The sequence below is a fragment of the Mesorhizobium sp. M1396 genome (assembly GCF_040317725.1).
In the GTDB taxonomy this organism is placed as follows: domain Bacteria; phylum Pseudomonadota; class Alphaproteobacteria; order Rhizobiales; family Rhizobiaceae; genus Mesorhizobium.
Genome location: NZ_JAMYLA010000066.1, coordinates 1 through 24851, shown reverse-complemented (window position 1 = coordinate 24851; position 24851 = coordinate 1). Strand labels below are relative to the sequence as shown.

The following is a 24851-nucleotide window of genomic DNA, read 5'->3' as shown; positions in this document are numbered from 1 at the left end:
AGCCCGTGATGGAAATCAATCTTACACTCAACACACGCCCGATCAGCGTCTCGGTGGATCCGGCGACGCTCCTGGTTGAGCTTCTGCGCGAGCAGCTCTCGCTCACGGGAACTCATGTCGGTTGCGACACCAGTCAATGCGGTGCCTGCCTCGTGCATTTCAACGGCGAGTCCGTGAAGAGTTGCACCATGCTGGCTGTCTCGGCCGATGGTGGCTCGGTGATGACGGTCGAAGGCCTGTCGGTTGCCGGGCGTGCCAGTCTGCATCCGATGCAACAGGCCTTTCATGAAAACCATGGGCTGCAATGCGGCTTCTGCACGCCGGGCATGTTGATGAGCGCGGTCGATCTCGTCGGACGCGATCCCGACCCGACCGAGACGAAGGTGCGCGATTGGTTGGAGGGCAATCTCTGCCGCTGCACCGGCTACCACAACATCGTCAAATCGGTGATCGCCGGCGCTGCCGCCATGCGCGATGCGAAGTGAGGGGCTTATGAACATGTCAAAAGTGGTCGGTATCGGCGCGTCGCCAAAGCGCAAGGAGGATCTGCGCTTCGTTACCGGGCGCGGCAACTACGTCGCGGACATGAGGCGGCCGGGCATGTTGTACGGCGCGTTCCTGCGCTCGCCGCATGCGCATGCCCGGCTTGGAGCGATCGATGCGACGGCAGCGCGGGCCATGCCGGGCGTGGCGGCGATCTATACCGGCGAAGATCTTAAAGCCGACAATGTCGGCGGACTACCGGTCGGCTGGGGCATCCACGGCAAGGACGGCAACCCGATGAAGGAGCCGCCACACCCGCCGATCGCGCATGGCAAGGTGCGCCACGTCGGCGACGCCGTCGCCTTTGTGGTGGCGGAATCGGTCGAGCAGGCGCGGAGCGCCGTGGAGGCGATCGAAGTCCAGTACGAGGTCCTGCCCGCCGTGGTCGGCGTCGTCGAGGCCCTGCAGGCGGGGGCGCCCGCCGTCCACGACGAGATCCCAGATAATCTTTGTTGCGACTGGGAACTGGGCGACGCCGCCGCCGTGGAGGCGGCTTTTACTGACGCCGCGCATATCGCCAGCATCGAACTCGTCAACAACCGCCTCATAGGCAATCCGATGGAGCCGCGCGCGGCCATCGGTGAATATGATTTCGCCACTGGCCAGCATACGCTGTGGACCACCAGCCAGTTTCCGCATGTGGTGCGCTTCTTGATGGGCGAGTTCGTGCTTCATATCCCCCAGCACAAATTGCGCGTCGTGGCGCCAGACGTCGGCGGCGGCTTCGGCGTCAAGCAGTTCCACTATGCCGAGGAAGCCGTCGTCACCTGGGCAGCCGCCAAGCTCGGCCTACCGGTCAAGTGGGTATGCGAGCGGTCGGAAGGCTTCATCTCCGACGCCCATGGCCGCGACCATTTCACCGAGGCCGATCTGGCCCTCGATGAGAGCGGCAAGTTCCTGGGTTTGAGGGTGCGCACCCTCGCCAATATGGGGGGCTACCTCTCGACCTTCGGACCCAATATCCCGACCAATCTTTATGCACCGCTGCTATCGGGGGTGTACCGGATGCCGGCCATCCACTGCTCGGTCAAGGTGGTCTTCACCAACACCGTTCCCGTCGATGCCTATCGCGGTGCCGGGCGGCCGGAAGCAACCTTCGTGTTGGAGCGTCTGGTCGACGTGGCGGCGATCGAGATGGGTATTGATAAGCGCGCCATCCGACGTCTCAACATGATCCCGACAGAGGCCTATCCCTATCAGACGCCGGTCATCGTCGAGTATGACAGCGGCGACCCGATGGGTTGCCTCGACCGGGCCGAGAAGCTCGCCGATGTGGAAGGATTCGAGCAGCGGCGGCTGGAATCGGCGCGCCGCGGCAAATATCGCGGCCTTGGGCTCTCCACCTACGTGGAAGCCTGTGGGCTTGCGCCATCGCGGCTCGCCGGTAGTCTCGGCGCGCGCGGCGGCCTCTATGAAAGTGCCACGGTGCGCGTGCATCCGACCGGTGCCGTCACCGTGCTGATCGGCACTCACAATCACGGCCAGGGCCATGAAACGACGTTCGCGCAGATCGTCTCGGATCGCCTTGGGGTACCCTTCGAGGATATCGACATCGTCTGCGGCGACACCGCCAAGGTGCAGTTCGGCATGGGCACCTACGGCTCGCGCTCGCTCGTGGTCGGCGGCGCGGCACTTTCGAAGGCGGCCGACAAGGTGATCTTGAAGGGGAGGAAGATCGCGGCCCACCAACTCGAGGCCGATCTAGGGGATATCATCTTCGACGCGGGGGAGTTTTCCGTCGCCGGCACGGACCGCAAGAAGAAGTTCACCGAGATCGCCGGCGCGGCCTATGTACCGTTCGATTATCCGTTGGAAACGCTCGAACCCGGGCTCGAGGAGCAATCCTTCTACGACCCGGTCAATTTCACCTATCCCGGCGGCGCGCATTTCGCCGAAGTCGAAATCGACCCCGACACCGGCACGGTGACGCTCGAGCGCTATACCGCCGTCGATGATGTCGGCACGATCATCAATCCGATGATTGTCGAGGGCCAGTTGCAAGGCGGCATCGCCCAGGGTGTCGGTCAGGCGCTGTTTGAGCACGGGGTCTATGACGAAAGCTCCGGACAACTGCTCTCCGGGTCCTTCATGGATTATTGCATGCCGCGCGCCGACAATTTTCCGTCGATCATCGTGGCGCCGCATTCGACGACCTGTACCCATACGCCGATGGGCGTGAAAGGTTGCGGCGAATGCGGCACCATCGGTTCGCCGGCTGCCGTCATCAATGCCGTGGTCGACGCCCTGCAGCCACTGGGCATCACCCATGTCGACATGCCGGCAACGCCCAACCGGATCTGGAACATCATCCGCAATTCACGCGCCGCGCTTGCAGCCGAATGAGGGGGCTTCGATGAAATCCTTCGCCTATCTGAAGCCCGAGACGACCGTTGCGGCAGCCGATCTGCTTTCCGAGCATGACGACGCCAAGATCCTGGCCGGCGGCATGACGCTGCTACCCACGATGAAGCAAGGCCTGGCCGCGCCGGCAGCGATCATCGATCTCTCAGCGGTAGCGGCACTTCGCGAGATAGCATTCGAGGAGGGTGCCCTGGTCGTCGGCGCAATGGCTCGTCACTACGACGTGGCGGTCTCCGTTCTGGTGCAGACGCATATCCCCGGCCTGGCCTTGCTCGCCGGGCAGATCGGCGACCCGCAAGTGCGCCATCGCGGCACGATCGGCGGCTCTGTAGCCAACAACGATCCAGCCGCCGACTATCCGGCGGCGATCCTCGCGCTCGATGCGACTGTGGTCACGACCAGACGGACCGTTGCCGCCGACGCGTTCTTCGTCGATATGTTCGAGACGGCGCTCGAGCCTGGGGAAATCGTCACCGCTTTCCGAATCCCGGTTCCGGACATGGCAGCCTATGCGAAATTCCGCAGCCCGGCGTCGCGCTATGCGCTTGTCGGCGTGTTCGTCGCACGGACGGCCGGAAAGGTGCGTGTCGCCGTCACCGGTGCGGCCTCGTCGGTTTTCAGGGCGCTCGACGTCGAGGCGGCGCTGCAGGAGCGGTTCGATCCGGATGCGCTCAACCGCGTCTCGATGGATCCATCGGGACTGAATTCCGATATCCACTCGGATCGCGACTATCGCGCCAATCTGGTGATGGTCATGGCACGCCGAGCGGTAGCGGCTGCGCTTCGAAACGCCGGCCAGGGTGCAACAAAAGGACAATAGCGGCCGGCCGGCGCGGTTCGGCCGCGCGAGTCCGGCCCGGGAGGGCTTATGACCGTCAATCCAGCCAATTTCGGCGCGGCCAGCGCGCCGGGCGACCTTGCGCGTCTTTCCGCCGCCGACATGGTCGCCGGCTACAGAGCAGGGCGTTTCGACGCTGTCGACGTGATCGACGATACGGTGTCGGCACTGCGCCGCGCGGACGCTGTCTGTGACATCGTGGTGACCGACCTTTATGACGAGGCTGTTTCCGCCGCCAAGGTGATAGCACAACGCTACCGAAAGGGCATTGAGAACCGTGCGCTGGCGGGCGTTCCTGTTACTGTCAAGGATCTCGTCTTCGTCGCCGGCAAACCGGCGAAAGCGGGCGCACCTTCGCTCGCCGGTTTCGTGCCTGAGGTCGACGCGCATGTCGTGCGCCGCCTCCGTGACGCCGGCGCCATCGTAACCTGCAAAACGACCACCTGTGAATCCGGCTACAAGCTCACCGCCGACAGTCCGGTCAGCGGCATTACCCGCAATCCCTGGTCACCGGACCGCACCAGTGGCGGCTCAAGCGGCGGTGCCGCCGCCGGTGTCGCCGCCGGCTGCGGCCCGCTGGCGATTGGCACCGACGGCGTCGGTTCAATCCGCGTCCCGGCTTCGTTCTGCGGGGTCTTTGGTCTGAAGCCGACCTTTGGCCTCGTTTCGCGCGCGCCCGGCTTCTTCCCGCCGTCATGGGGATCGCTCGCGCATACCGGCCCCATTGCTCGAACGGTCACCGATGCGGCCCTGCTGCTCGAGACAATTGCGGGCTACGACGTGCGCGACGCCGCCTCGCTCGCCCTGAAGCCACAGGAATATTCGAGGATACCGCCGTCAGCGAAGGGCCTGCGCGTCGCCTTCTCGGCCGATTTCGGCTACGCGCCGATCGACCCGCAAGTCCGGGCGGCGTTTGCCACCGCAGTGGATATCCTGGCTTCCGCCGGCGCCGAACTCGTCGAGTTCCCTTTTACCCTCGACCCGCAGATGCTGGACAAGGTGCTCAAGCCGATCGCCTTCACCGAACAAGCGGCATCGGTCGGCGACCGCGGTGAAGAGGCGTTTGTCGGTTCGGACGATGCGTTCCGCGCGGTTCTTCAAAAAGGCCTTGGCTACAGTGGCGCGGACTACATGGCGGCAACGCATCTGCGCACAAGGCTGAGGAGCCAGTTCGTCGAACTGTTCGGCACCGTCGACATATTGCTGACGCCGACGGTCGCAGTCACCGCCTTCGCCGCCGGCACGCTTGGCGCATCCTGCGTCGACGGGCGTCAGGTCGACGCGCATCTGGGCTGGTCGCCCTTCACCTGGCCGGTCAATCTGTGCGGCCTGCCGGCCGCGACGGTTCCTTGCGGGCGCGATTCCTCGGGTCTGCCGATTGGCCTGCAGATGATCGCGCCATGGATGCGGGAGAGCTCCGTCATTGCGCTGGCGGGAGCCTTCGAGCAGGCACGGCCTTGGGCTCTGGAATGGCCGCCGCTCAACTTCCAGTGAGGGGTTCTTCGCTTTCAGCTTCACGCATGTCCGGCATCAGCACACCGCCGATCTCGCGGCTGATATCGAGATAGTGCGAAAGATAGTCGTACAGTGCCTTGGCGGCCGGCGTGGTCGCGCCTTGCGCCTTGTAGAGCAGCAGGTCCACCTTCGGCAGTGTCGGAAATTCGCCGCTAGCGACGATCTCGCGCATGCCCGAAACGAGCGCGCTGCGGCCGAGCACTGTGATGGCCATACCCGAAAACACCGCGGCCTGGAGCCCGCTGACGCTTTCACTGACGCAGGCGATGCGCCAGGGGCGGCCCGCCATTTCTAGGTGCTCGATGGCGTGGTCGCGATAGATATTGCCAGGCGGCAGCAGTGCCAGCGGCAAGGGTGTCTCGATATGCGCCGTTGAGTGTTCCCCGGTGATCCAGACGAGCTGTTCCTGACGCACGACCCGCCCGCCGACGAAGTCGTTCATCCGCGTTACCAGCGCGATGTCGATTTCGCCGCGATGGACCTGCGCGACCAGCGGCGTCGACAGCGAACATTGAAGCTGGACCTGGACACGCGGGAAGGCGCGCTGGAATACAGCCAGGATCGACGGCAGCAGATAGGCCGCGTAGAGATCGGGCGTACCGAGAATGACCTGGCCTTCGATGTCGGGCGACGAGAGGCGCGACAGCAGCTCGTCGTGCAGGCGCAGGATCGAATTTGCATAGGAAAGCACCAGCCTGCCATCGGAAGTGAGCACCATCTTGCGTCCGTCATGACGGAACAGGTTGCAGCCGCAAATGTCGTCGAGTCGCTGAAGTTGCAGGGTAATGGCCGGCTGTGAGCGGCTGAGGCGCCGCGCCGTCTCCGTAATGCTGCCGGTTTCCGCGACACATTGCAGCGATCGGAGCATTCGTATGTCGACGCTGATGAGGTTCATATTCGTGCCCGAGCCAGATCCAATGCGCCCAGCCAATTTCAAGCAAGATTCATTCCAAATCTGATGCGCATGCATATGGCTTCCACCCACGAATATGAACGCCGAGATGCGGCCGGGTCTGACTGCGAAGAAGCAGATGGCCGCAGCCCGATCACCGTGCATGACGGCTACTAGCGAGCGGTCGGCTGGTCGATCGCCACGGGGCTTGCGGGCTGGACCAGATCTGCGAACGCAGGGTAGCAATTTGATCCCAGTCAATGCGAGGTGCCGGGTATTCGGGGTTAGAGTCGGGGAGTTGGGAGAGCGCTACCGCCTTTCCCCCCACTCGGAGAGCATGCGATATGTTCCACAGTGTCGGGCGTGATGGGCCTGTCTCGGTGCTGCAAAGACCGGTAGGGAACGGGAGAGTCTGACCCGAAAGCTATCCACGACGCGAACGGCAACTTCGCGCCTGATTTCGGTCGTAGAGGCAAACTTTGCCTTCGACGAAGCTGCGCGTCTTGGACGGCCGCGTGAGATTGCCTGAGAAGCAGACGACGGTGGGATTTGTCATGGCAGTCACCGGGGTTGCGGGTCCAGTATGACCGGGCAGCTTTCGTCTTTCGCCCAGTCGGCGAAGCTCAGATAGTAGGCGCGGACGTCGTCATATCCGGCTCGGACCGCGGCGGCGGCCGCGAGTGCCGCCCGGCCACCACCGTCGCAATGGGTGATCACGTGACCCCCGGCCTGGAAGCCGGCCTTGGAGAGGAGATCGCGAAGAGCGCTGGGCGACTTCAGGCGGCGATCGTCGAGCAGGTCCGCATGCGGAAGCGAGCGCGCGCCCGGCAAATGGCCGCCCCGAGCGTTACGCCGCAAGTCGGTGCCGGCAAACTCGTCCGCCGTTCGAGCGTCGAGAAGTTGGACGCTGTCCAGGTCGGCCTTCAGCATGTGCCGATCGACCAGCCCAACCGATCCGGCTCCCGGTCGAGCTTGGAACGCCGCTACTTCCGAAGCTTCGCGTGCCTTTGCCAGAAGTTCCGCGCGTTCGCGGATCGCAGGCCATCCGCCGTTCACGATCAGCGCCTCGGCGCCGAAATACTGCAGGACGAACCAGACGCGGGCGGCCTCCGTCATGCGCCCGTCGTCATAGATCACAGCGGGCCGTGGGCCGCCGACGCCGAGATCGGTGATCGCCTGCTCCCAGTAGGCGACGTTCTCAAAGGAGGTCTCGCCCGACTTCGCGGCGGCCTCCCATTCTTCGATTGGCACGCGAACGGCCATCGCCGGGTGATCGGCCTCGAAGGACGCAGGCTCACGTACGTCCAGCAGACGAAACTCGCCAATTGATGGCAGCGCGTCGGGCTCGATGATGGGATCGTGTGGCATCAGATTCTCTCTGACAGGAGGCGCGGCGCCGAATTGTGCCGCAACTGCATTTTGGGCGAGTACTGGCATGGATGCGCTAGACCTCGACCTTGGTGCCGTCGAAACGGGCGAAGCTGAACCCCTCGAACGGCTCGCGATATGTTTGCCGCTCGTTGCGGAGAATGCTGATCGCGAGCTCTTCGCCGAGCGCCAGCGACGCCGAGAAATCCGAGCGCCAATGGATGCCGGCCCAGTCGCGGCCGACGCCGTAGTTCCAGGCAAGCTTGTTGAGCTCGCCTCCGACAGTGAGCGGCCCACCCCGGTAGGGGATGAGCTTAGTCGGATCCTTGGGATCAGTCTGAACCGGGTTCGAAATCACGGCGTCCTCATCGAAGAGCGCCTTGAGGATCGTCACGTTGGACGCGGCGATCTGGGCGGCTCCGCCGGGATAGCTCGAGTGGATCGGCGCGCCCTCGGGGTAGACGTGCGACAGGAGATGGCTGCCGAACTTGCCGACGCTTCGCGCCAACGCAGCCGAGTTCAGGACGTCGCTGTGGACCGGATAGACGTCCACCTTGTTGGCGATACGGTGATGGATCAGACCGCCATACGCTTCCGGCCGTAAAGTGCGATGGACATAGAACTTCTGCCAGTACGCAACGCGAATGGCCAGCGGGGCGGTGATCGGCAGCAGGCTCTGCGCGTAGGGCAGCCCGAACGTGCCGTAACCGCCGGTCTGCGTCTTCGACTTCACATACGGATTGGATTTGCTGAAGGGGATTCCAAAACCGCCATAGTCCGGATTGGCCTTGTCGGGTGCTACACCAAGGAGCAGGGCTGCCGACCAGAAGGCGGCCGGGTTGTTGTGGACGTATTCCGCGAGATCGCGGCCGGTTGCGATGTAGCGCGGCGTCGGGTCGAAGCTGGTCGGCTTGGCGGGCGGATTGCCGTTCTGGATGGCGAGCCACTCGTCGTAGCCGGTGAGGAAATCGGTCCCGGCCGCGGCGGTGCGAATGCGGGCGGAGATGAGTTGGCTGCCGTAAGGAGCGTCCTTGAGCAGGAATTGCGAGATGTAGGGACCCTGAAGTGTGCCGGGCGGCGTCACATAGCGACCGGTTCGCCGCGACGGATCAGCCACGTCGACGTAAAGCGCCGTCCCACGAAACAGCGACTGTGGAGTAATGCTTCCGTTCCTGCGCGGCCCCTTGAAGGCAGCGAGCTTGCTCAACTCTTCAACCGCGGCGAGCACGTCCTTGCTGCTGGTGTCGTCCGTCAGCTCCGACAGCGGAACGTCGCGCAGGATCGACTGCCAGTAGAGTTCGACAGCCTCGCTGGCCCGCGCCACGCTGTCGAGCGCAGGTGCCGGCGGGATCGCGAACTGCGGACCGACGCAGCCCGTCAGGTTCACGGCAAGGGAGCCGATCGGATTGAGCTGCTTGCGCTTGCCGCCGAGCGGTATCGCCTCGAAGTCGGCCGGATCACCCGAGGCGTAGGCCTTCAGCGTCGCGTCGAAGGCTGGTCTGTCGACTTCACCGCGTTTGTCGTGCGGCAGGCCGCGCGTATCGGAACCGATGAGAGTTGGGTATTTCTCTTCGTCGCCACTGACCGGATGCGGCACGACCGCCACCGCGAAATCCGTGTCCGCCGCGGCGCTCCGCACGACAAAGGCGTGTTTGCGGAAAACAAGGTGGGCGTCCGTCGTCTCCTCGCCGGCATGCGCCCTGGCCGAGCGGACGACCGCAAGGGAAGGCAAGCCTGTGACCGCTATCGCCGCGACGCCTCCGGCTGCTCCAAGAAAGCGGCGGCGGCCGCCGTTGTGGACATCTGCCCTATCCGGTGCGGATGCCTCACGGCCGGTCTGGCCGTCGCCTTCTGATCCGTGATCCCAGTGCGTCATTGCGATCTCCTTGTTTCGCCGAAGCGCTGCATTGATCGAAGGTGTGCCGCGCCTAAACCTCTTCGAGAATTCGCGCTTGCAGGGCGACGGCCGACGTGTCCGCGGCCTCGCGTCGAGGGCGAGGGAGATCGACCGGATTGTCGAGCGCTATGGCGCCGTCGCGGATGACAATCACCCTGTCGGCAAGGGCCACCGCCTCGGCGACATCGTGAGTGATGAGAACCGTCGTGAAACCGTGCTCGCGCCAGATGCGCTCGAGCAGACGATGCATCTCCATGCGCGTCAACGCGTCAAGAGCCCCGAACGGCTCATCGAGGAGAAGAACACCGGGCCGACTCACCAGGGCACGGGCAAGGGCGACGCGCTGACACTGGCCCCCCGACAAGACCGCGGGCCAATCGTTTGCCCGGTCCGCAAGCCCGACATCGGCGAGCGCTGCCGTGGCGGTCTCGCGCCAGCCATTCGCCCGTGCGATTCCGACATTGCCGAGAACACGATGCCAAGGGAGAAGCCGCGCGTCCTGGAAGAGCAGCCGGACGTTCGACTGCAGCGATTGGACCTTCGCGCCGCCGACCGAGACGGTCCCGCTCGTCGGGCGGTCGAGGCCGGCGATCAGGCGAAGGAGCGTGGACTTGCCGCAGCCGGAGCGACCGACAATCGCCAGCAGTTGCCCCGCCGGAATACTCAGACCGAACTCGGACAGCACCCGCCTTTCTCCGAACGACTTGGACAAGCCGTCGAGCAGCACGGCTTCTCCGTTCGCTGAGCGCTCTTCAAGACCACGCTCCGCGAATTCGCGGAGCGTCTCGGTACGAACCAGGACGGAATCCGTTTCCTGGAATACTGTGGGGCCGCCTTCGCGCAGCCGGAGCGCGGTTGCAACTTCTCTCATGGTGCTGCCCTGGTGGCGGCGGGTTGGTACGCCGGATGCCAGGCGAGAGCGCGCGCCTCGATCAGCCGGGTGATCGCGTCGGCGAGCTTGCCGAGCAGCGCGTAGACGATGATGCCGAGGACAACGATGTCGGTCTGAAGGAATTCCCGCGCATTCATTGTCATGTAGCCGATGCCCGAGGAGGCCGAGATCGTCTCGGCGACGATCAGCGTCAGCCACATGATGCCGAGCGAGAAGCGCAGGCCGACAAGAATCGACGGCAACGCACCCGGCAAGATCACCCGCCAGAACAGCGCCAGGCGGCCGAGCCCATAGACGCGCGCCATCTCGATCAGCTTGACGTCGATGGTGCGGATGCCGTGAAAAGTATTCAGGTAGATCGGAAACGCGGTCCCGACCGCCACCAGAAAGATCTTCGCCTCCTCACCGATCCCGAACCAGAGGATGACGAGGGGAATCATGGCCAGGTGCGGCACGTTGCGCAACATCTGCATCGACGAGTCGAACACGGTCTCGGCCGGCCGCGAAATTCCGGCCAGAACGCCGAGGACGAAACCGATACTGCCGCCGATAGCAAGCCCCTTCAGCGCCCGTTCCGTCGAGATGGCGGCATGGGTGAGAAGCGTCCCATTGCGCAGGCCTTCCCAAAAAGCGGCGGCCACCGCGCTCGGAGCTGGCAGCAGGCGGGTCGACATTATTCCGCTGCGCGAAGCAATTTCCCATACGACCACAGTGCCGATCGGCAACGCCCAGGACGCGAGGATCTGCAGTGCCGCTGCGCCTGCGTTTCGAAGCTGCGTCGGGTGAGCCACGGTCAGGATGCCCTTGGCGGCGCCGGGCGCAGATACGGCAGGTCTGTGGCACGCCCGTCAGTCGTTGTGCCGAGGTACCTGCCGTCTCCATGAGACGGCAGGAACCACAGCACGTTGACGCGGTCGGGAAAAAGCTCGTCGGCGACGTTCACGACTGTGGCTTCCTCACGGCATCGGCGATCGAGATCGCGGTCGGGATCAGGCCGAGTTCATGGAACACATCGGCGATCTTCTGCTGCGCGGCCACCACGTCCGGTGTGATCGGTTTCACGCCATAGGAGCGCCGCTGGACTGCGACTTCGAGAATGTCGGCAGGAATGCCGAGTGCCGGCGAAAACTGTTCGGCCACATCGCCGCGATTGGCGTTGATCCATGTGTCGATCTCGCCGAGGGATACCACGATGGTGTCGACGACCTCGGGGTGAGTGTCGACGAAGCCGCGCGAGGCGAGATAGAATTCGTGGTTGTCCACCACGTCGCTGCCGTTCGCCAATTGGCGGGCACCGGTGGCTGCTTCCGCGGCCGCCAGAAATGGTTCCCAGATCACCCAGGCATCGACAGCCTGCTTCTCGAATGCGGCGCGTGCGTCGGCAGGCGGCAAAAATGAGACTTCCACGTCAGAATAGGCCAGCCCGGCTTTCTCCAGCGCCTTGACGAGAAGGTAATGGACATTCGAGCCTTTGTTCAGCGCGACCTTCTTTCCCTTCAGGTCGGCGACGGTCTTGAGCGGGCTATCCTTGGGGACCAGGATCGCCTCGGCTTCAGGCGCCGGAGGTTCATAACCCACATAGACGAGGGGAGCACCGGCAGCCTGCGCGAAGATAGGCGGCGCTTCGCCAGTCGTGCCGAAATCAATGGACCCGATGTTGAGCGCCTCAAGCAGTTGCGGCCCCGCCGGGAACTCGGTCCACTCGACCGTGTAGCCCTGCGGTTTCAGCTTTTCCTCAAGGAGCCCCTTTGTCTTCAGTAGAATGAGTGTGCCGTACTTTTGGAACCCTATTCGGACGATTTTGTCATCCGCATGAGTTGCGGTGGCGGCGGCCAGCGCAATGGTGCCGGCGAGAGCGAGCTTCGCAAGGTAGCTTATGAAGGCATTCATCAATCGGACTCCTCTTCCCAACGTCAGTACAGGACTTTGAAATCAGCTGGCATGAAGCATGCCGCAGTGCTCTGCGCCCGCAATTCAGGAGCGCAGTCGGGGATGCCCGATTTCGTTGAGCGTAACGGGCGGGAGGAGCCCTCACAAAGGATATTCTACTAATCTGATAGAATTTATTGGGAAAGGTTTTCCTTTGGAGGAGAGGACCGACAAAGCACCGGCCCGTGGCCCGAACAAGAAGGCGCCACCTGGCGTCACGTCGACGAAGGCTGGCTGAGCAATGCGGTCGCGAGGCGCTGGCATTGAACGCGGATGTGGGATCGCTTCGATCTCGAAAAAGGTGCCGCGGGTAAGCGCACTGCTGAAATGCGATCTCTGCGGATACGTGAAGCAGCGACGATTTGGCCGTGGTGCCCGGCAAGCATCAGAGACAGGCATGTATCGACCATGCTGAGGCCGCTGCCGATGATGAGGACTTGATCGGCTGGATCGGGCAGGGCGGCGTCATCTGCCCCTGACTGCGCAAGCAAGGACTGACTGCGGCTCGCCTTCTGATCGTGTCCCGTCGCCAGAACGCATCGCTGCGTCACAACACTTGAACCATCGGCCAGCTCCAAATACTCATCGCGCTCAACGATTCCGACGCATTCCTCGTCGATTATGCGCAATCTTCCATATGAGCCGTTCTCTTTCGAAGTCTCATGCAGCAGCTGCCCGAGATATCTGCCATACAGGCGGCGGGGAGCGAAATAGGTCGTCGGATCATCGATCTGGATATTGCGAGCCCGCAGCCAATGCACGAATGGTCGGGATCATCGGCGAAGGCCTCATATTCGAGGCCGGACATTGAGAAGGTGATCCGGGAGGTCGGTTGAATAGGCTAAGCCTCGTCCAAGCAAGGTCCGCTTTTCGAGGATGACGATGTCAAGGTCGGAATCTCGATTGCGCAGAAGCTGGTCGTCATCAGCACGCCGCTTGCACCGCCGCCGATGATTGCAATCGAGCTCGCCGATACCGTGGGGGCGGCCAAATTCCATTTTCGGCGATGGGCGACCGTCATCAACGAGCGATCTCCGTGCGGCTCGCGAGCGCGGGGCGCGACCCGGGAGGGGGGTATAAGGAGAAATCCGACACGCTCCAGTTAGATGTGATTACTAGGCGGCGTCGAGATTGCGTAGACGCTCGACACAGAGCGCCCGCAACACGCGCGCGGCATCCTGGATGGGCCGCCTCCGCCTGCGAGTAGGCGAGCGCCATAGCCAGGAGATTCTCGATCCCAACCGAGCCTTTGCCGAGGGCGCTCGTCTGCATCATTTCATAGCCGGTGAGCGGAAACCGAGAGCGGCAGAAATTCGCTGGGCGGCTTTGGCCACCATTTCACCGAGTTCGCATATGCGTTCTTCTGGTACGCGGTTTTCCGGGGCGGCGATGTTCAGTGCTGCGACTATCTTGCCAGGCGAAGCGAACACAGGCGCGGTGATCGAAATCAGATCGTCGTTGATCTCACCGCGACTGACGAAAAACTTGGCCTTGCGGATTTGCTCGAGCCCGCCCCTTAGAAGCCGAGGATCGGTCACAGTTTTCTTGGTGAAGCGCTTCAAGGGGCCGGAAAGAATGGCCTCGCGCTCCTCGTCATCCATATGGGCCAGGAATGCCTTACTCGAACCAGCATGTAGTGGGCGCCGTCGGCCGACAATCGCGTTGACGCGAAGATCTCGCTTCGGCTCCCATTTGGCGACGCAGAGGCTTTCCTGGTCATCGCGGATTCGCAGTTGTGTGGTTTCGCCGATCTCCTGACCGAGTTCTTCCAGAACAGGGTTTGCAATGCGGATCAGGTCCATCTGTTCGCTAGCGGCGTGGCCGAGCATCAGCGCGGCGAGGCCGAGACGATAGCCCTTTCCATCCGATGACCGCGCCAGCAAGCCGCGCTTCACCAGCGTCTGCAAAAGCCGGAAAGCTCGTGCCTTGCTGTCACCAGAACGCCGCGCGATTTCGGAAACACCAAGATCTGCCTCGCCGGCCACAGTGTGCAACAAACTGATCGCGCGATCGACGGAATCGACCGTGTATCGGGTGTCTGCCTGATCGGTCATTTCTCACTCCCTCCCCAAAACATCTGATTCCGAAGGTTAAATGAGGAATTTCGTTTCGTCCAGTGAAACAACGGTTTATCTGCGTTGACAAACGGAGAAGCTTTCTTTTCAACTCGCTGTCAGGAAGGAGGCCGGCACCGTAAGCGAACCCCCAACAGGGTCGATGATGGCAAGCGGCAGCGGAAAAGAACTCCTCCGATGGAACTATCCAGAGTGGACACGGAGAAAACCAATGAAGAACCGGACAATATCGCGCCGTGCGCTGATGCAATGGGCGCTCGGCAGTGCCGCCGTCTTGCAAGGCGCCAACTGGACGGGAGTGGGGATGGCCCAAGCTGCGGCGGCAAGCGGCCAGTTGCGGATCGGCATGGCTGCTCCGCCGACGACGCTGGACCCGCATCTGAAGAGCAACGCGCCGAACAACGCGCTTGCCACCCACATCTACGACACGCTTGTCACCAATGACGAAAAATCCGTCTCGAGACCGGGGCTCGCGACGGCCTGGCGCGTGGTCGACGACACCCATTGGGAGTTCGACCTGCGGCCGGACGTGCGCTTCAGCGACGGCGAGCCGCTCACGGTAGACGACATCGTCGTCTCATTCGACCGGGCCAACACAATCGAAAGCACCGCGTCCTTCCGGACCTACACGCGCAACATCAAGTCGATCACCTCACCCCAACCCGGCAAGCTTCTCATCGAAACCAAGCAGCCGGAGCCGCTTTTGCCCAATTCCCTCAGTCGCATTCGCATCATCCGCGCCAAGTTCAAGGATACCGCGAGCGATCAGTTCAACAACGGCACCGCGGCGATCGGCACCGGCCCGTATGTGCTGAAGGAATATGTTTCCGGCAACCGTGTCGCGCTTTCCGCCAATCCCAACTACTGGGGACCGAAGCCTGCCTTGCCGGACGTCGAGCTTCGCATCGTCACCGATGCCGGCGCGCGGCTTGCGAACCTGCTCGCCGGCGATCTCGATCTGGTCGAACAGGTGCCCTATGAAGGCGTTGCTCGCGTCGAAGAGGACGAACGTTTTCATATCATCCGCGGCGTCTCGAGCCGGGTCGTCTTCTTTTCCCTGGACACGTTCCGAGACGTCACGCCCTTCATCACTGGCAAGGACGGCAAGCCGCTCGACCGCAACCCGCTGAAGGATCTGCGCGTGCGGCAGGCGCTGTCCATGGCGATCGACCGCGGCGCCATTGTGGAGCGCTTGATGCAGGGCAATGCCATTGTCGCTTCGCAGTTCCTGCCTGCCGGCGCCCCGGGCACTTCGGCTGCTATCAAACCCGTTCCATTCGACACTGCAAAAGCCAAGGCCCTGCTCGCCGAAGCTGGCTACCCCGAGGGCTTCCGACTGACTATCCACGGGCCCAACGATCGTATCGTCAACGACTCCAAGATCGTGCAGGTGGTGGCCCAGATGCTCACCCGCATCGGCTTGAAGGTCAGCGTGGACGTCATGCCCTGGTCGGTTTATGCCGACAAAGCGGATGCGCATACGTTCAGCTTCAATCTGGATTCTTGGGGCGTAAACACAGGCGAGACTTCGAACCCGCTGACGGCGCTGATTGCGACGCAAAATTCCGACGCTGGTCTGGGCATCGCCAATTCGGGCCGCTACTCCAATCCCGACGTTGATGCCAAGCTCGCCGTGGCCAAGCGGACGCTCGATGATGCCAAGCGCGAAAAGATGCTGTCGGAAATTAGCGAGATTGTCTTCAACGATGTCGCCCTGATCCCGATGCACCACGAGGTTCTCGTGGTGGCTGCCCGCAAGGATATTCAGTTCACGACGCGGGCCGATCAGTACACGCTGGCCATGAACGCCAAGACTGCCTGAGGAGTTGTCGACTTGACGAGCATTACCACTGGGTTCGTTGCAGATCGCGGTCGCGCTATCTATGATCTTGGCGCGACCGCAATCTTTGCTTCCAAATCAGATCCGCGCTTTCACTATTGTCTCTATGTACCGCGCTCGGTCGGAGACGGCGCCAAGGTCGATCTGCTGGTTGCCATGCACGGCACCGGCCGAACCTCCTTCCTGGACTTCCGAGACGGTTTCGCTGAGTTCGGGCGCTGGAATGACTGCGCCATTTTGTGCCCGGTATTTCCAATGGGCGTTCTGGGCGATGGTGCCCGCAGTGGTTACAAATACATGCTGGAGGGCGAGATCCGCTACGATCAGGCGCTGCTCGCCATCGTCGAGGAAGTCAGTGTCAAATACCGTCAGGACTGGAGCCACTTCGCTATGTTCGGCTTTTCCGGCGGCGGGCATTTCACGCATCGTTTCGCCATTCTGCATCCCGATCGGCTGTGGGCGGCTTCGATCGGCGCGCCCGGCTCGGTGACCCTGCTCGACCCGACCCGGGACTGGTGGGTAGGCATTCGCGATCTTCCAGAGAAGTTCGGTATCACCTTCAACGCCGCCGCACTGGCCAACGTGCCTGTCCAGATGATTGTCGGCGACGCTGATCTGGAGACTTGGGAAATCACGCATCGTGAAGGCGGGGCCCACTGGCTACCCGGAGCCAACGATGCCGGCCGCACGAGGCCGGAACGCCTCAGGGCATTGTGTCAATCGTTCGAGCAAGTGGGCGTGCGCGTCCGCTTCGATTTGCTGCCGGGGGTCTCGCACGACCGATTGGAGGTTCTTGATCCCGTCCAGGATTTCCTCGCAGAAGAACTCAAGCAACGACGGAACGCGTCGTGATGAATGCAATGATCGTTGCCCCACAGCCTGAAGCGGTGGAGGCAGGCGCCCTTGTGCTCAAGCGCGGCGGCAACGCCGTCGATGCGGCGATTGCCTGCGCTTTCATGCAGGGCGTCGTGGATCCACAAATGTCCGGCCTTGGGGGCTTTGGCTCGATGCAGGTCTATATGCCACGGCGCGGCGTGCACGAGGTGCTTGAGTTCTATGCAAGGGCGCCGCTCAAGGCCTCCCCGGATATGTGGAGCGAACTGCTGGTCGGCCAATCGCGCGACGGTTTCGCTTTTCTGCTGGAAGGCGGCATCAGCGAGGTCGGCTATCTCGCCGTTTGCACTCCGGGCAGCGTCAAGGGTTACGCCGAGGCGCTGGCGAGATACGGCACCTTCGATTGGGCCGACGTCATCGCACCCGCGGCCGGGCAGGCGAGGCGAGGTTTCATGGTACGTCCGCATGTCCATTGGTATTGGGCGCAGGACGGCGTCGATACCGGCGAAGTGCGGACCCTCGACAAGCTGGGTTTCAGCAAGACCGGACGCGCCATCTATTTCCGCGCCGACGGCACGGTGAAGCTGCCGGGCGACATCGTCGTCAACGCCGACCTCGCGCACACGTTGGAGCGCATCGCTGCAGCTGGCCCTGATATCTTCTACAAGGGCGAGATCGCCGACGAAATCGCAGCCGACATGGCCGCGAATGGAGGCCTGATCGAGAAAGACGACCTGGCTAACTATCAGCTCTCTATCGCCGAGCCACTCTGGGGGGAGTATCGCGGCTACGACATCGCGACCAGCCCGCCGCCCGCCAGCGGCATATCCATGCTGCAACTGCTCCATACCCTTGAGCATTTTGACATCGGTGCCCTGGGCCACGGCAGCACCGAGCATGTCATCGTACTGGCAGAAGCGATGAAACGCATGACCAACGACAAGGATCGACACCTCGGCGATCCAGCCTATGTCGATGTGCCGGTCGGGCGTCTTTTGTCCCGGGAGTATTGCGGTCAAATGGCCGACGAGATCAAGGCTGGGGTTCGGGCCCAAGTCCAGCGAGTGGAGGACCGGTCGCCGCGCGAGACGACGCATATCTCGGTGATCGACCGGGAAGGCAATGCCGTCGCATTGACCCACACGCTGGGCAGTCCGTCGGGAGCGATCACCGATGGCTTGGGTTTCATGTATAACGGAACGATGAGCCGCTTCGATCCGAGGCCGGGCAGGGCAGGATCGCTGGCTCCTGGCAAACGGCGAGCCAGCTCAGCGGCGCCCACTATTGTCTTCAAGGATGACCGGCCGGTAATTGTGATGGGAGCGCCGGGCGGCAGCTATATCGCGCCATCCATGGCCCAAGGCCTGATGAACATCATTGATTTCGGCATGAGCATGCCGGAAGCGGTGGCCGCCCCGCGGATCGTGGCGGTGTCGAACACGATCGACGTCTCCAACCGCGTTCCACGCTATGTCACCGACGAAATCGAGGGCAAGGGCTACGAGGTGAAGCGCTCCTGGCAAAGTTACGCCTTTGCCGCTCTTCACGGGATCCAGATCGAGGACGGAGTTTGTCGCGGCGGCGCCGATCCGCAACGCGATGGCATGGCTATGGCGGTGCCGGCGTGACGCGTTTCGTACACGCGACCTGCAACAGTTCCCGGCAGGCAGGCTGGGGTAGGTCGTCATGACCGCCGCCATCGTGCGTCGTCTGTTCCAGGCCGCATTGGTCATGTTTGCCATGACCGTCATCGTCTTCATCGCGGTCAATGTCATCGGCGATCCGGTCGATATCCTGATCTCGCCTGACGCCGACCAGATCGAGCGAGCGCGCGTCGTCCAAGCCCTTGGCCTCGACCTGCCGCTTTGGCAGCAATATTTCCGCTTCCTCCAAGCCGCGCTGCATGGCGATCTCGGCCAGAGCTACGTCTACAACGAACCGGCGATCAGGGTGATCTTGGAGCGGCTGCCGGCAACGCTTGAACTGGCCGTTTCGGCGATACTCATAGCGATCGTCGTCGGCGTGCCACTCGGGCTCTATGCCGGGCTACGGCCAGATGGCATCGTCAGTCGCATCATCATGACTGTCAGCATCCTTGGTTTCTCGCTGCCGACCTTCTGGGTCGGGCTGGTGCTGATCATGCTTTTTGGCGTGCAACTCGGATGGCTGCCGAGCGGCGGACGCGGGCAGACCGCCGAGCTGTTCGGCGTCCAGTGGGCATTCCTGACAAAAGACGGGCTTGCCCATCTGGTCCTGCCGGCGGTCAACCTCGCTCTGTTCGATGCCTGCCTCATCCTGCGCCTGACACGCGCCGGTGTCGCCGAAGTCCTGCCGCTCGACTACATCAAGTTTGCACGAGCCAAGGGCCTCAAGGAATCGCGCGTCATCGGCGTCCATGTCTCGAAGAACATCATGATCCCGGTGGTGACCATCGTCGGCCTGGAATTCGGTTCGATCGTCGCCTTCTCGGTCGTTACCGAAAGTGTGTTCAGTTGGCCCGGAATGGGCAAGCTGATCATCGACAGCATCAACGTGCTCGATCGCCCCATCATCACGGCCTACCTGATGGCAATCGTCGTCTTCTTCGTCATCATCAATCTCGTCGTCGATCTCACTTACACCGCGCTCGACCCTCGGGTGCGGCTTCAGGGCGAGGGGTCGTGAGATGAGCATCGACACCTTGCCGCCGCCACTGCCGACCGAGGTTGAAAAAGGTGAGGAGCCGCCGTTCCGGCTCCTCGTGCGGGCATTCTTCCGCTCGCCTATGGCTGTCGTCGGTCTGGTGCTGCTGACGGCGATCGTTCTGCTGGCGCTTTTCGCGCCGCTCATAGCGCCGCAGAACCCCTATGACCTCAGTCAACTGGATATCATGGACAGCCGCCTGCCGCCCGGCTCGCAATCGATGGCCGGCATGACCTACTGGCTCGGCACCGACGACCAAGGCCGCGATATGCTTTCCGGCATCATCTACGGCTTGCGCATATCCCTCGGTGTCGGCGTCAGTTCAGCGCTCTTCGCAGCGCTGTTCGGCGCTTCGCTCGGTCTGCTCGCCGCCTATATCGGCCGCCGCACCGAGACGGTGATCATGCGCATCGTTGACCTGCAACTCTCCTTCCCGTCCATCCTCGTCGCCCTGATGATCCTTGCCTTTCTCGGCAAGGGGGTGCTCAACGTCGTACTCGCTTTGGTGATTGTCGAATGGGCGACCTATGCGCGCGCCGCGCGCGGCACCGCATTGACGGAGCGGCGCAAGGAATACATGGAAGCCGCGGAATCGCTGGCCATTCCGCGATGGCGTATCCTGTTCGTCCATCTGCTGCCGAACTGCTTGCCGCCGCTGATCGTGATCGCGACGGTGCAGGTGGCGCGCGCCATCGCCTTGGAGGCGACCTTGTCCTTTCTCGGTCTCGGCGTGCCGATCACCGAGCCGAGCCTTGGTCTGTTGGTCTCCAACGGTTACCAGTACATGCTCTCCGGCATGACATGGATCAGCTTCTATCCAGGGGTGGCGCTTTTGGTAACCGTGGTGGCGATCAACCTCGTCGGCGATCGGCTTCGCGACGTGCTCAATCCGCGGGGGCAAGCATGAGTGGGGCACTGCTGGAAGTTCGCGATCTGCGGACTCATTTCGCATCGGCAAAAGCCGTCGACGGCGTCTCCTTCAGCGTCGCGCGCGGCGAGGTTCTGGGTCTCGTCGGCGAAAGCGGCTCCGGCAAGTCGGTCACTGGCTTTTCGATCATCGGTCTGGTTGATCCGCCTGGGACGATTGTCGGTGGCCAGATCGTGTTCGCCGGACGCGACATCACCCGCTCCAGCCGCGAGGAGATGCGTGCGCTGCGCGGGCGCCGCATGGCCATGATCTTCCAGGATCCGATGATGACCCTGAACCCGGTCCTGCGCATCGATACGCAGATGATCGAAGCGGTGCAGGCGCATGAAGATGTCTCACGAGCCGACGCCAGGGCGCGGGCCCGCGATGCGCTGGGTATGGTGGGAATTCCGAGCCCGGATGAGCGGTTGCAGGCCTATCCCCATCAGTTTTCCGGCGGCATGCGTCAGCGCGTCGTCATCGCTATCGCGCTGCTGCACCGGCCGGACTTCATCATCGCCGACGAGCCCACCACGGCGCTCGACGTGACGATCCAGGCGCAGATCCTGGCCGAGATGCAAAAGCTGGTGGCGCAGAACAACACGTCGCTGATATGGATCACGCATGATCTCGCCGTCGTCTCGCGGCTCGCCGACCGGATCGCCGTGATGTATGCGGGCCGCATCGTCGAATCCGGCCCGGTGTCGGACGTTCTCGCCCGTCCGCTGCACCCTTATACCGCCGGTCTGATCGACTCCGTTCCCAGCCGCAACCAGCGCGGCGAGCGGCTTCGGCAGATCCCCGGAATGGCGCCCAGTGTTGCGCGGCTGCCGACTGGATGCGCTTTCGCCCCGCGCTGCGCCCGTGCCGATGCGATGTGTGCCGAGGCGGTGCCACTGTTCACTGCTGGCACACGCGAGCACCGCTGCGTTCATCCCTTACCGGAGCTCCGCATATGATCTCCTCCACTCCGGTTGCGGCAAATGTCCAAAGCGCCTCGGCCGGTTCTGCCGACGCGGTGCCGCTGATCGAGCTGAACGACATTTCCCACAGCTTCGGCACGCGGCCAGACCTCGCCGCCCGTCTGGCAATCTCGCTCAAACTCGCCAAACCCGCAGCAAGGGTGCAAGCGGTCGATAGCGTCAGCCTCACCGTTCGCAGGGGCGAGGTTCTGGGCCTCGTCGGCGAATCGGGATGCGGCAAGTCCACCCTCGGGCGGATCGTCGCCGGCATCGTATCGCCCACCAGGGGATCGGTATCGTGGCGCGGCAAGGATATGAGGGCGCTCCCGCCTTCCGAGCGACGTGAAGCCAAACTGCGCGTGCAGATGATATTCCAGAACCCCTATGCGTCGCTCAATCCGCGCCGCAAAGCGGCCGATATCGTCGGCGAGGCGCCGCGCGTTCACGGGCTGGTCAAGGGCGATCTCGGCACCTTTGTCGATGAACAGTTCCGACGTGCCGGCCTCGATCCGGCGCTGAAGCACCGCTTTCCGCATCAGTTCAGCGGCGGTCAGCGCCAGCGGATCGGCATCGCGCGCGCTCTGGCCGTGCAGCCGGAATTTCTCGTCTGCGATGAGGCCGTTGCCGCTCTGGACGTCTCGATCCAGGCGCAAATCCTCAATCTCTTCATGGACCTGCGCGAGAGGCTGAACCTTACCTACCTGTTCATCAGCCACGATCTCGGGGTGGTCGAGCACATCTCCGATCGCGTGGCGATCATGTATCTCGGCCGCATCGTCGAAGAGGCTCCGGCCGAGGAGATCTTTGCACGGGCCAACCACCCCTACACGCAGGCGCTTCTCGCCGAGGTGCCGCGGATCGAAACCACCAAACGCAGCTTTGCCGCGATCAACGGTGAATTGCCGAGCCCGCTGTCGCCGCCGAGCGGATGTCATTTCCACCCGCGCTGCCCGCACGCGATGCCTCGCTGCCGGACCGAAGCGCCCCGCCTGAAGGTGGTTGCTGCCGGACACAAGAGCGCATGCCACCTCAATGACGCTGCTGCCTGAACGCCTTGGAATTTTTAGATGACCGACCTCCAGGCACTCCAGTCCGTGACCGATGACATGGTCCTCTGCCGCGACGTCATGGTGACGATGCGCGATGGCGTAAGACTGGCGACCGACATCTACCGACCGGCAAGGGGAGGCCGCGCGCTGGACCGGTCAGCTCCCGTCATCATCGAACGGACGCCTTATGGCAAGGCGATGGCGTCGCGCGCCGAGCTCGAAGTCGGCATGACCGAACCGATGGATCGCGCGACAGTCGCCGAGCATTTCGTGCGCCATGGTTACATCGTCATCTATCAGGACTGCCGCGGCCGCTACGGCTCGGAAGGAGAGTTCGTCAAATATCTCTCAGAAGGTCCGGACGGCTACGACACGCTCGCATGGATCGCGGCCCAGCCCTGGTGCAACGGCCGGATCGGTACCATGGGCCTTTCCTACGCCGCGCATACCCAAATGGCGGCGGCGTGTCTTGCGCCGCCCGCTCTTGCAACCATGATCCTCGATTCCGGCGGGTTCTCGAACGCCTTCACCTGCGGCATCCGCCAAGGCGGCGCGTTCGAGCTGAAACAGGCGACTTGGGCCTACCGGGAAGCCCGCGAGAGCGCCGTTGCCGCCGGCGACGAGTTGGCCCGAAAGGCGATCGACGCCGAGAACCTGCATCGCTGGTTTGGCAAAATGCCCTGGTCGGAGGGCCGTTCCCCGCTCCGCTGGGCTCCGGACTACGAGGCTTATCTGCTGGAGCAGTGGCGGCACGAGACCTTCGACGATTTCTGGAAGCAGGCCGGCATTCATGCGGCGGGCTTCTACGACGCCATCCCCGACATTCCGATCGCCCTGATGTCGAGCTGGTTCGACGTCTATGTCTCGACGACGTTCGAGAATCTGGCAGGCCTTGCCAGCAATGGCAAACGGCCGCTCTCCATGATCATGGGTCCGGGCTTGCATGGCGACCGGAATCTGACCTTTGCCGGCGACGTCGACTTCGGACCGAACGCTCCGCTCGGCGGCAATGTGGCAGCAAGCTGGCTGGAGTTTCGTCGCCGCTGGTTCGATCGCTGGCTGAAGTGTGGGCCGCAGAACGATCTCGACAAGGAGCCGATCCGTCTTTTTGTCATGGGCGGGGGAAAGGGCACGAAAAATGAAGCGGGCCGTCTCGATCACGGCGGGCGCTGGATCAGGGCTCAAAAATGGCCGCTGCCCAATGTGGAGGAGCTAAGCTACTACTTGCATCGCGAGGGCAGGCTCTCGAAGTCCCTTCCTGCGCCCGACGACCCGCCGCTGAGCTATGATTTCGATCCCGCCGATCCAGTCCCGACCATAGGCGGCGCGCTGACAAGCGGCCAACCGATCTTCGCTGGCGGCGGCTTCGACCAGAGGGAGGACGAGAGGTTCTTCGGCTGCCGAAATTTCGGCCTGCCGCTTTCTGCCCGCCTCGACGTCCTTTCGTTCGAGACAGAGCCGCTGGTCAACGATCTGACCGTGCTTGGCAAGGTGGCAGTGGAGCTCTGGGCGGCGACCGATGCGCCTGACACCGATTTTACGGCGAAGCTGATCGACGTTCATCCACCGAGCGCGGACTATCCGACGGGCTTTGCCTTGAACCTGACCGACGGGATTTTCCGATGCCGGTTCCGGCATTCATTCGAAAGAGCCGAGCTGGTGAGGCCTGGTGAGATCATGCGGCTTCGCATCGAGCTGTTTGCAACCGCCAACCTGTTTCGTGCCGGCCACCGGCTACGGCTGGACATATCCTCGAGCAATTTTCCAAAGTTCGACGTCAATCCGAATACCGGTGAACCAGCTGGCTTCGGTCGTAGCCGTCAGGCGGCGCGCAATACGGTTTTTCTCGATGAGATGCGACCCTCGCGGTTGATCATGGATAAGATTGACATCAACTAACGGCACGCGTTTGGGCGCGACCGCTACTGTCGAACCTTCGACCGGACACGTCCTTGACCGGATCGCATCTGGTCATGAAATTTTGCCGGGCGGCGCGGATGTTGTCTTCGAATGCGGTCCTCCAGGGAACCGTGGGGCGGGCCGTTTTTGACGAGCCGTGACGTGGATTTGGTGGGCGGCTGATGGTCAGCCCTTCTGCGATCCATCTGAGTGCATCCATGCTGGGGCGTTCCTGATGAACCGACCTAGCCAATTCGATTGAGCGGGATACGGTCATGCAACACTAGAGCGGGATGAAATTACGGTGAGTCGATAAGGGATTCCCAAATCGATTGGAATTTGATTCAACCTTCTGGCTGGAGCTGGAG

21 protein-coding genes are annotated in these 24851 nt (G+C 62.8%); 12 read left to right on the top strand and 9 right to left on the bottom strand.

The genetic code is table 11. The features are described from left to right. The first annotated feature begins 8 nt into the window (after positions 1-8). The 4 genes from NKH02_RS29990 to NKH02_RS29975 are packed head-to-tail and all read left to right on the top strand — an operon-like array spanning position 9 to position 5236. On the top strand, positions 9-485 hold the full coding sequence (locus NKH02_RS29990) for a (2Fe-2S)-binding protein (RefSeq protein ID WP_352872292.1): 477 nt from the start codon (positions 9-11) through the stop codon (positions 483-485). 13 nt (positions 486-498) lie between these two features. Beyond that, the gene (locus NKH02_RS29985; protein WP_352883270.1) at positions 499-2886 is read left to right on the top strand and encodes a xanthine dehydrogenase family protein molybdopterin-binding subunit; all 2388 of its coding nucleotides are present in this window, start codon (positions 499-501) and stop codon (positions 2884-2886) included. A gap of 10 nt (positions 2887-2896) precedes the next feature. Further along, positions 2897-3724, top strand: coding sequence for an FAD binding domain-containing protein (locus NKH02_RS29980; RefSeq protein ID WP_352872290.1), 828 nt, complete (start codon positions 2897-2899; stop codon positions 3722-3724). 48 nt (positions 3725-3772) lie between these two features. Further along, on the top strand, positions 3773-5236 hold the full coding sequence (locus tag NKH02_RS29975; protein WP_352872288.1) for an amidase: 1464 nt from the start codon (positions 3773-3775) through the stop codon (positions 5234-5236). Here the strand turns inward: NKH02_RS29975 and NKH02_RS29970 are convergent. The 9 genes from NKH02_RS29970 to NKH02_RS29930 form a co-directional block, all read right to left on the bottom strand. Further along, entirely contained in the window at positions 5223-6152 is a 930-nt protein-coding gene (locus NKH02_RS29970; RefSeq protein WP_352872287.1) for a LysR substrate-binding domain-containing protein, read from the bottom strand. The genes NKH02_RS29975 and NKH02_RS29970 overlap by 14 nt on opposite strands. Positions 6153-6710: 558 nt before the next feature. Then, positions 6711-7517: a sulfurtransferase gene (locus tag NKH02_RS29965; RefSeq protein WP_352872286.1), complete on the bottom strand. Its 807-nt coding sequence runs from the start codon at positions 7515-7517 to the stop codon at positions 6711-6713. Positions 7518-7593: 76 nt separating this feature from the next. Then, a complete protein-coding gene (locus NKH02_RS29960) occupies positions 7594-9393 on the bottom strand; it encodes a vanadium-dependent haloperoxidase (RefSeq protein ID WP_352883264.1) in 1800 nt (599 codons plus the stop codon). A 52-nt stretch (positions 9394-9445) separates the two neighbouring features. Next, a complete protein-coding gene (locus NKH02_RS29955) occupies positions 9446-10141 on the bottom strand; it encodes an ATP-binding cassette domain-containing protein (protein ID WP_502911026.1) in 696 nt (231 codons plus the stop codon). A gap of 140 nt (positions 10142-10281) precedes the next feature. Then, entirely contained in the window at positions 10282-11097 is an 816-nt protein-coding gene (ssuC, locus tag NKH02_RS29950; protein ID WP_502911025.1) for an aliphatic sulfonate ABC transporter permease SsuC, read from the bottom strand. Positions 11098-11245: 148 nt separating this feature from the next. Further along, positions 11246-12196, bottom strand: a complete 951-nt coding sequence (locus NKH02_RS29945; RefSeq protein ID WP_352872282.1) for a sulfonate ABC transporter substrate-binding protein — start codon at positions 12194-12196, stop codon at positions 11246-11248. A 254-nt stretch (positions 12197-12450) separates the two neighbouring features. Next, a complete protein-coding gene (locus NKH02_RS29940) occupies positions 12451-12996 on the bottom strand; it encodes an FAD/NAD(P)-binding protein (protein WP_352883262.1) in 546 nt (181 codons plus the stop codon). An 80-nt stretch (positions 12997-13076) separates the two neighbouring features. Beyond that, positions 13077-13259: a hypothetical protein gene (locus NKH02_RS29935; RefSeq protein ID WP_352872278.1), complete on the bottom strand. Its 183-nt coding sequence runs from the start codon at positions 13257-13259 to the stop codon at positions 13077-13079. Positions 13260-13506: 247 nt separating this feature from the next. Next, positions 13507-14289: an IclR family transcriptional regulator gene (locus NKH02_RS29930; protein ID WP_352872276.1), complete on the bottom strand. Its 783-nt coding sequence runs from the start codon at positions 14287-14289 to the stop codon at positions 13507-13509. Positions 14290-14521: 232 nt separating this feature from the next. Between NKH02_RS29930 and NKH02_RS29925 the strand changes: the two genes are divergently transcribed. From NKH02_RS29925 to NKH02_RS29890, 8 genes are read left to right on the top strand one after another with little or no spacing between them, the layout of a single operon-like run. Beyond that, entirely contained in the window at positions 14522-16132 is a 1611-nt protein-coding gene (locus NKH02_RS29925) for an ABC transporter substrate-binding protein (protein WP_352872274.1), read from the top strand. 12 nt (positions 16133-16144) lie between these two features. After that, positions 16145-17002, top strand: a complete 858-nt coding sequence (locus NKH02_RS29920; RefSeq protein WP_352883260.1) for an alpha/beta hydrolase — start codon at positions 16145-16147, stop codon at positions 17000-17002. Beyond that, positions 16999-18612, top strand: a complete 1614-nt coding sequence (gene ggt, locus NKH02_RS29915) for a gamma-glutamyltransferase (RefSeq protein ID WP_352883258.1) — start codon at positions 16999-17001, stop codon at positions 18610-18612. Before NKH02_RS29920 ends, ggt begins: the two co-directional genes overlap by 4 nt. Positions 18613-18670: 58 nt before the next feature. After that, entirely contained in the window at positions 18671-19648 is a 978-nt protein-coding gene (locus tag NKH02_RS29910; RefSeq protein WP_352883256.1) for an ABC transporter permease, read from the top strand. A 1-nt stretch (position 19649) separates the two neighbouring features. After that, entirely contained in the window at positions 19650-20573 is a 924-nt protein-coding gene (locus tag NKH02_RS29905; RefSeq protein ID WP_352883255.1) for an ABC transporter permease, read from the top strand. Then, positions 20570-21532, top strand: coding sequence for an ABC transporter ATP-binding protein (locus NKH02_RS29900; protein WP_352883254.1), 963 nt, complete (start codon positions 20570-20572; stop codon positions 21530-21532). Before NKH02_RS29905 ends, NKH02_RS29900 begins: the two co-directional genes overlap by 4 nt. Next, positions 21529-22584 carry an ABC transporter ATP-binding protein gene (locus NKH02_RS29895; protein ID WP_352883252.1) on the top strand — a complete coding sequence of 352 codons (1056 nt, stop codon included), beginning with the start codon at positions 21529-21531 and terminating at the stop codon, positions 22582-22584. Before NKH02_RS29900 ends, NKH02_RS29895 begins: the two co-directional genes overlap by 4 nt. A gap of 18 nt (positions 22585-22602) precedes the next feature. Next, the gene (locus NKH02_RS29890) at positions 22603-24483 is read left to right on the top strand and encodes a CocE/NonD family hydrolase (protein WP_352872262.1); all 1881 of its coding nucleotides are present in this window, start codon (positions 22603-22605) and stop codon (positions 24481-24483) included. Positions 24484-24851 lie beyond the last annotated feature (368 nt).

Excerpts from the sequence above, each read along its gene's own strand:
- NKH02_RS29990 (WP_352872292.1), top strand. The coding sequence starts at position 9 with ATGGAAATCAATCTTACACTCAACACACGCCCGATCAGCGTCTCGGTG.
- NKH02_RS29985 (WP_352883270.1), top strand. The coding sequence starts at position 499 with ATGTCAAAAGTGGTCGGTATCGGCGCGTCGCCAAAGCGCAAGGAGGAT.
- NKH02_RS29980 (WP_352872290.1), top strand. The coding sequence starts at position 2,897 with ATGAAATCCTTCGCCTATCTGAAGCCCGAGACGACCGTTGCGGCAGCC.
- NKH02_RS29975 (WP_352872288.1), top strand. The coding sequence starts at position 3,773 with ATGACCGTCAATCCAGCCAATTTCGGCGCGGCCAGCGCGCCGGGCGAC.
- NKH02_RS29970 (WP_352872287.1), bottom strand. The coding sequence starts at position 6,152 with ATGAACCTCATCAGCGTCGACATACGAATGCTCCGATCGCTGCAATGT.
- NKH02_RS29965 (WP_352872286.1), bottom strand. The coding sequence starts at position 7,517 with ATGCCACACGATCCCATCATCGAGCCCGACGCGCTGCCATCAATTGGC.
- NKH02_RS29960 (WP_352883264.1), bottom strand. The coding sequence starts at position 9,393 with ATGACGCACTGGGATCACGGATCAGAAGGCGACGGCCAGACCGGCCGT.
- NKH02_RS29945 (WP_352872282.1), bottom strand. The coding sequence starts at position 12,196 with ATGAATGCCTTCATAAGCTACCTTGCGAAGCTCGCTCTCGCCGGCACC.
- NKH02_RS29930 (WP_352872276.1), bottom strand. The coding sequence starts at position 14,289 with ATGACCGATCAGGCAGACACCCGATACACGGTCGATTCCGTCGATCGC.
- NKH02_RS29925 (WP_352872274.1), top strand. The coding sequence starts at position 14,522 with ATGAAGAACCGGACAATATCGCGCCGTGCGCTGATGCAATGGGCGCTC.
- NKH02_RS29910 (WP_352883256.1), top strand. The coding sequence starts at position 18,671 with ATGACCGCCGCCATCGTGCGTCGTCTGTTCCAGGCCGCATTGGTCATG.
- NKH02_RS29905 (WP_352883255.1), top strand. The coding sequence starts at position 19,650 with ATGAGCATCGACACCTTGCCGCCGCCACTGCCGACCGAGGTTGAAAAA.
- NKH02_RS29900 (WP_352883254.1), top strand. The coding sequence starts at position 20,570 with ATGAGTGGGGCACTGCTGGAAGTTCGCGATCTGCGGACTCATTTCGCA.
- NKH02_RS29895 (WP_352883252.1), top strand. The coding sequence starts at position 21,529 with ATGATCTCCTCCACTCCGGTTGCGGCAAATGTCCAAAGCGCCTCGGCC.
- NKH02_RS29890 (WP_352872262.1), top strand. The coding sequence starts at position 22,603 with ATGACCGACCTCCAGGCACTCCAGTCCGTGACCGATGACATGGTCCTC.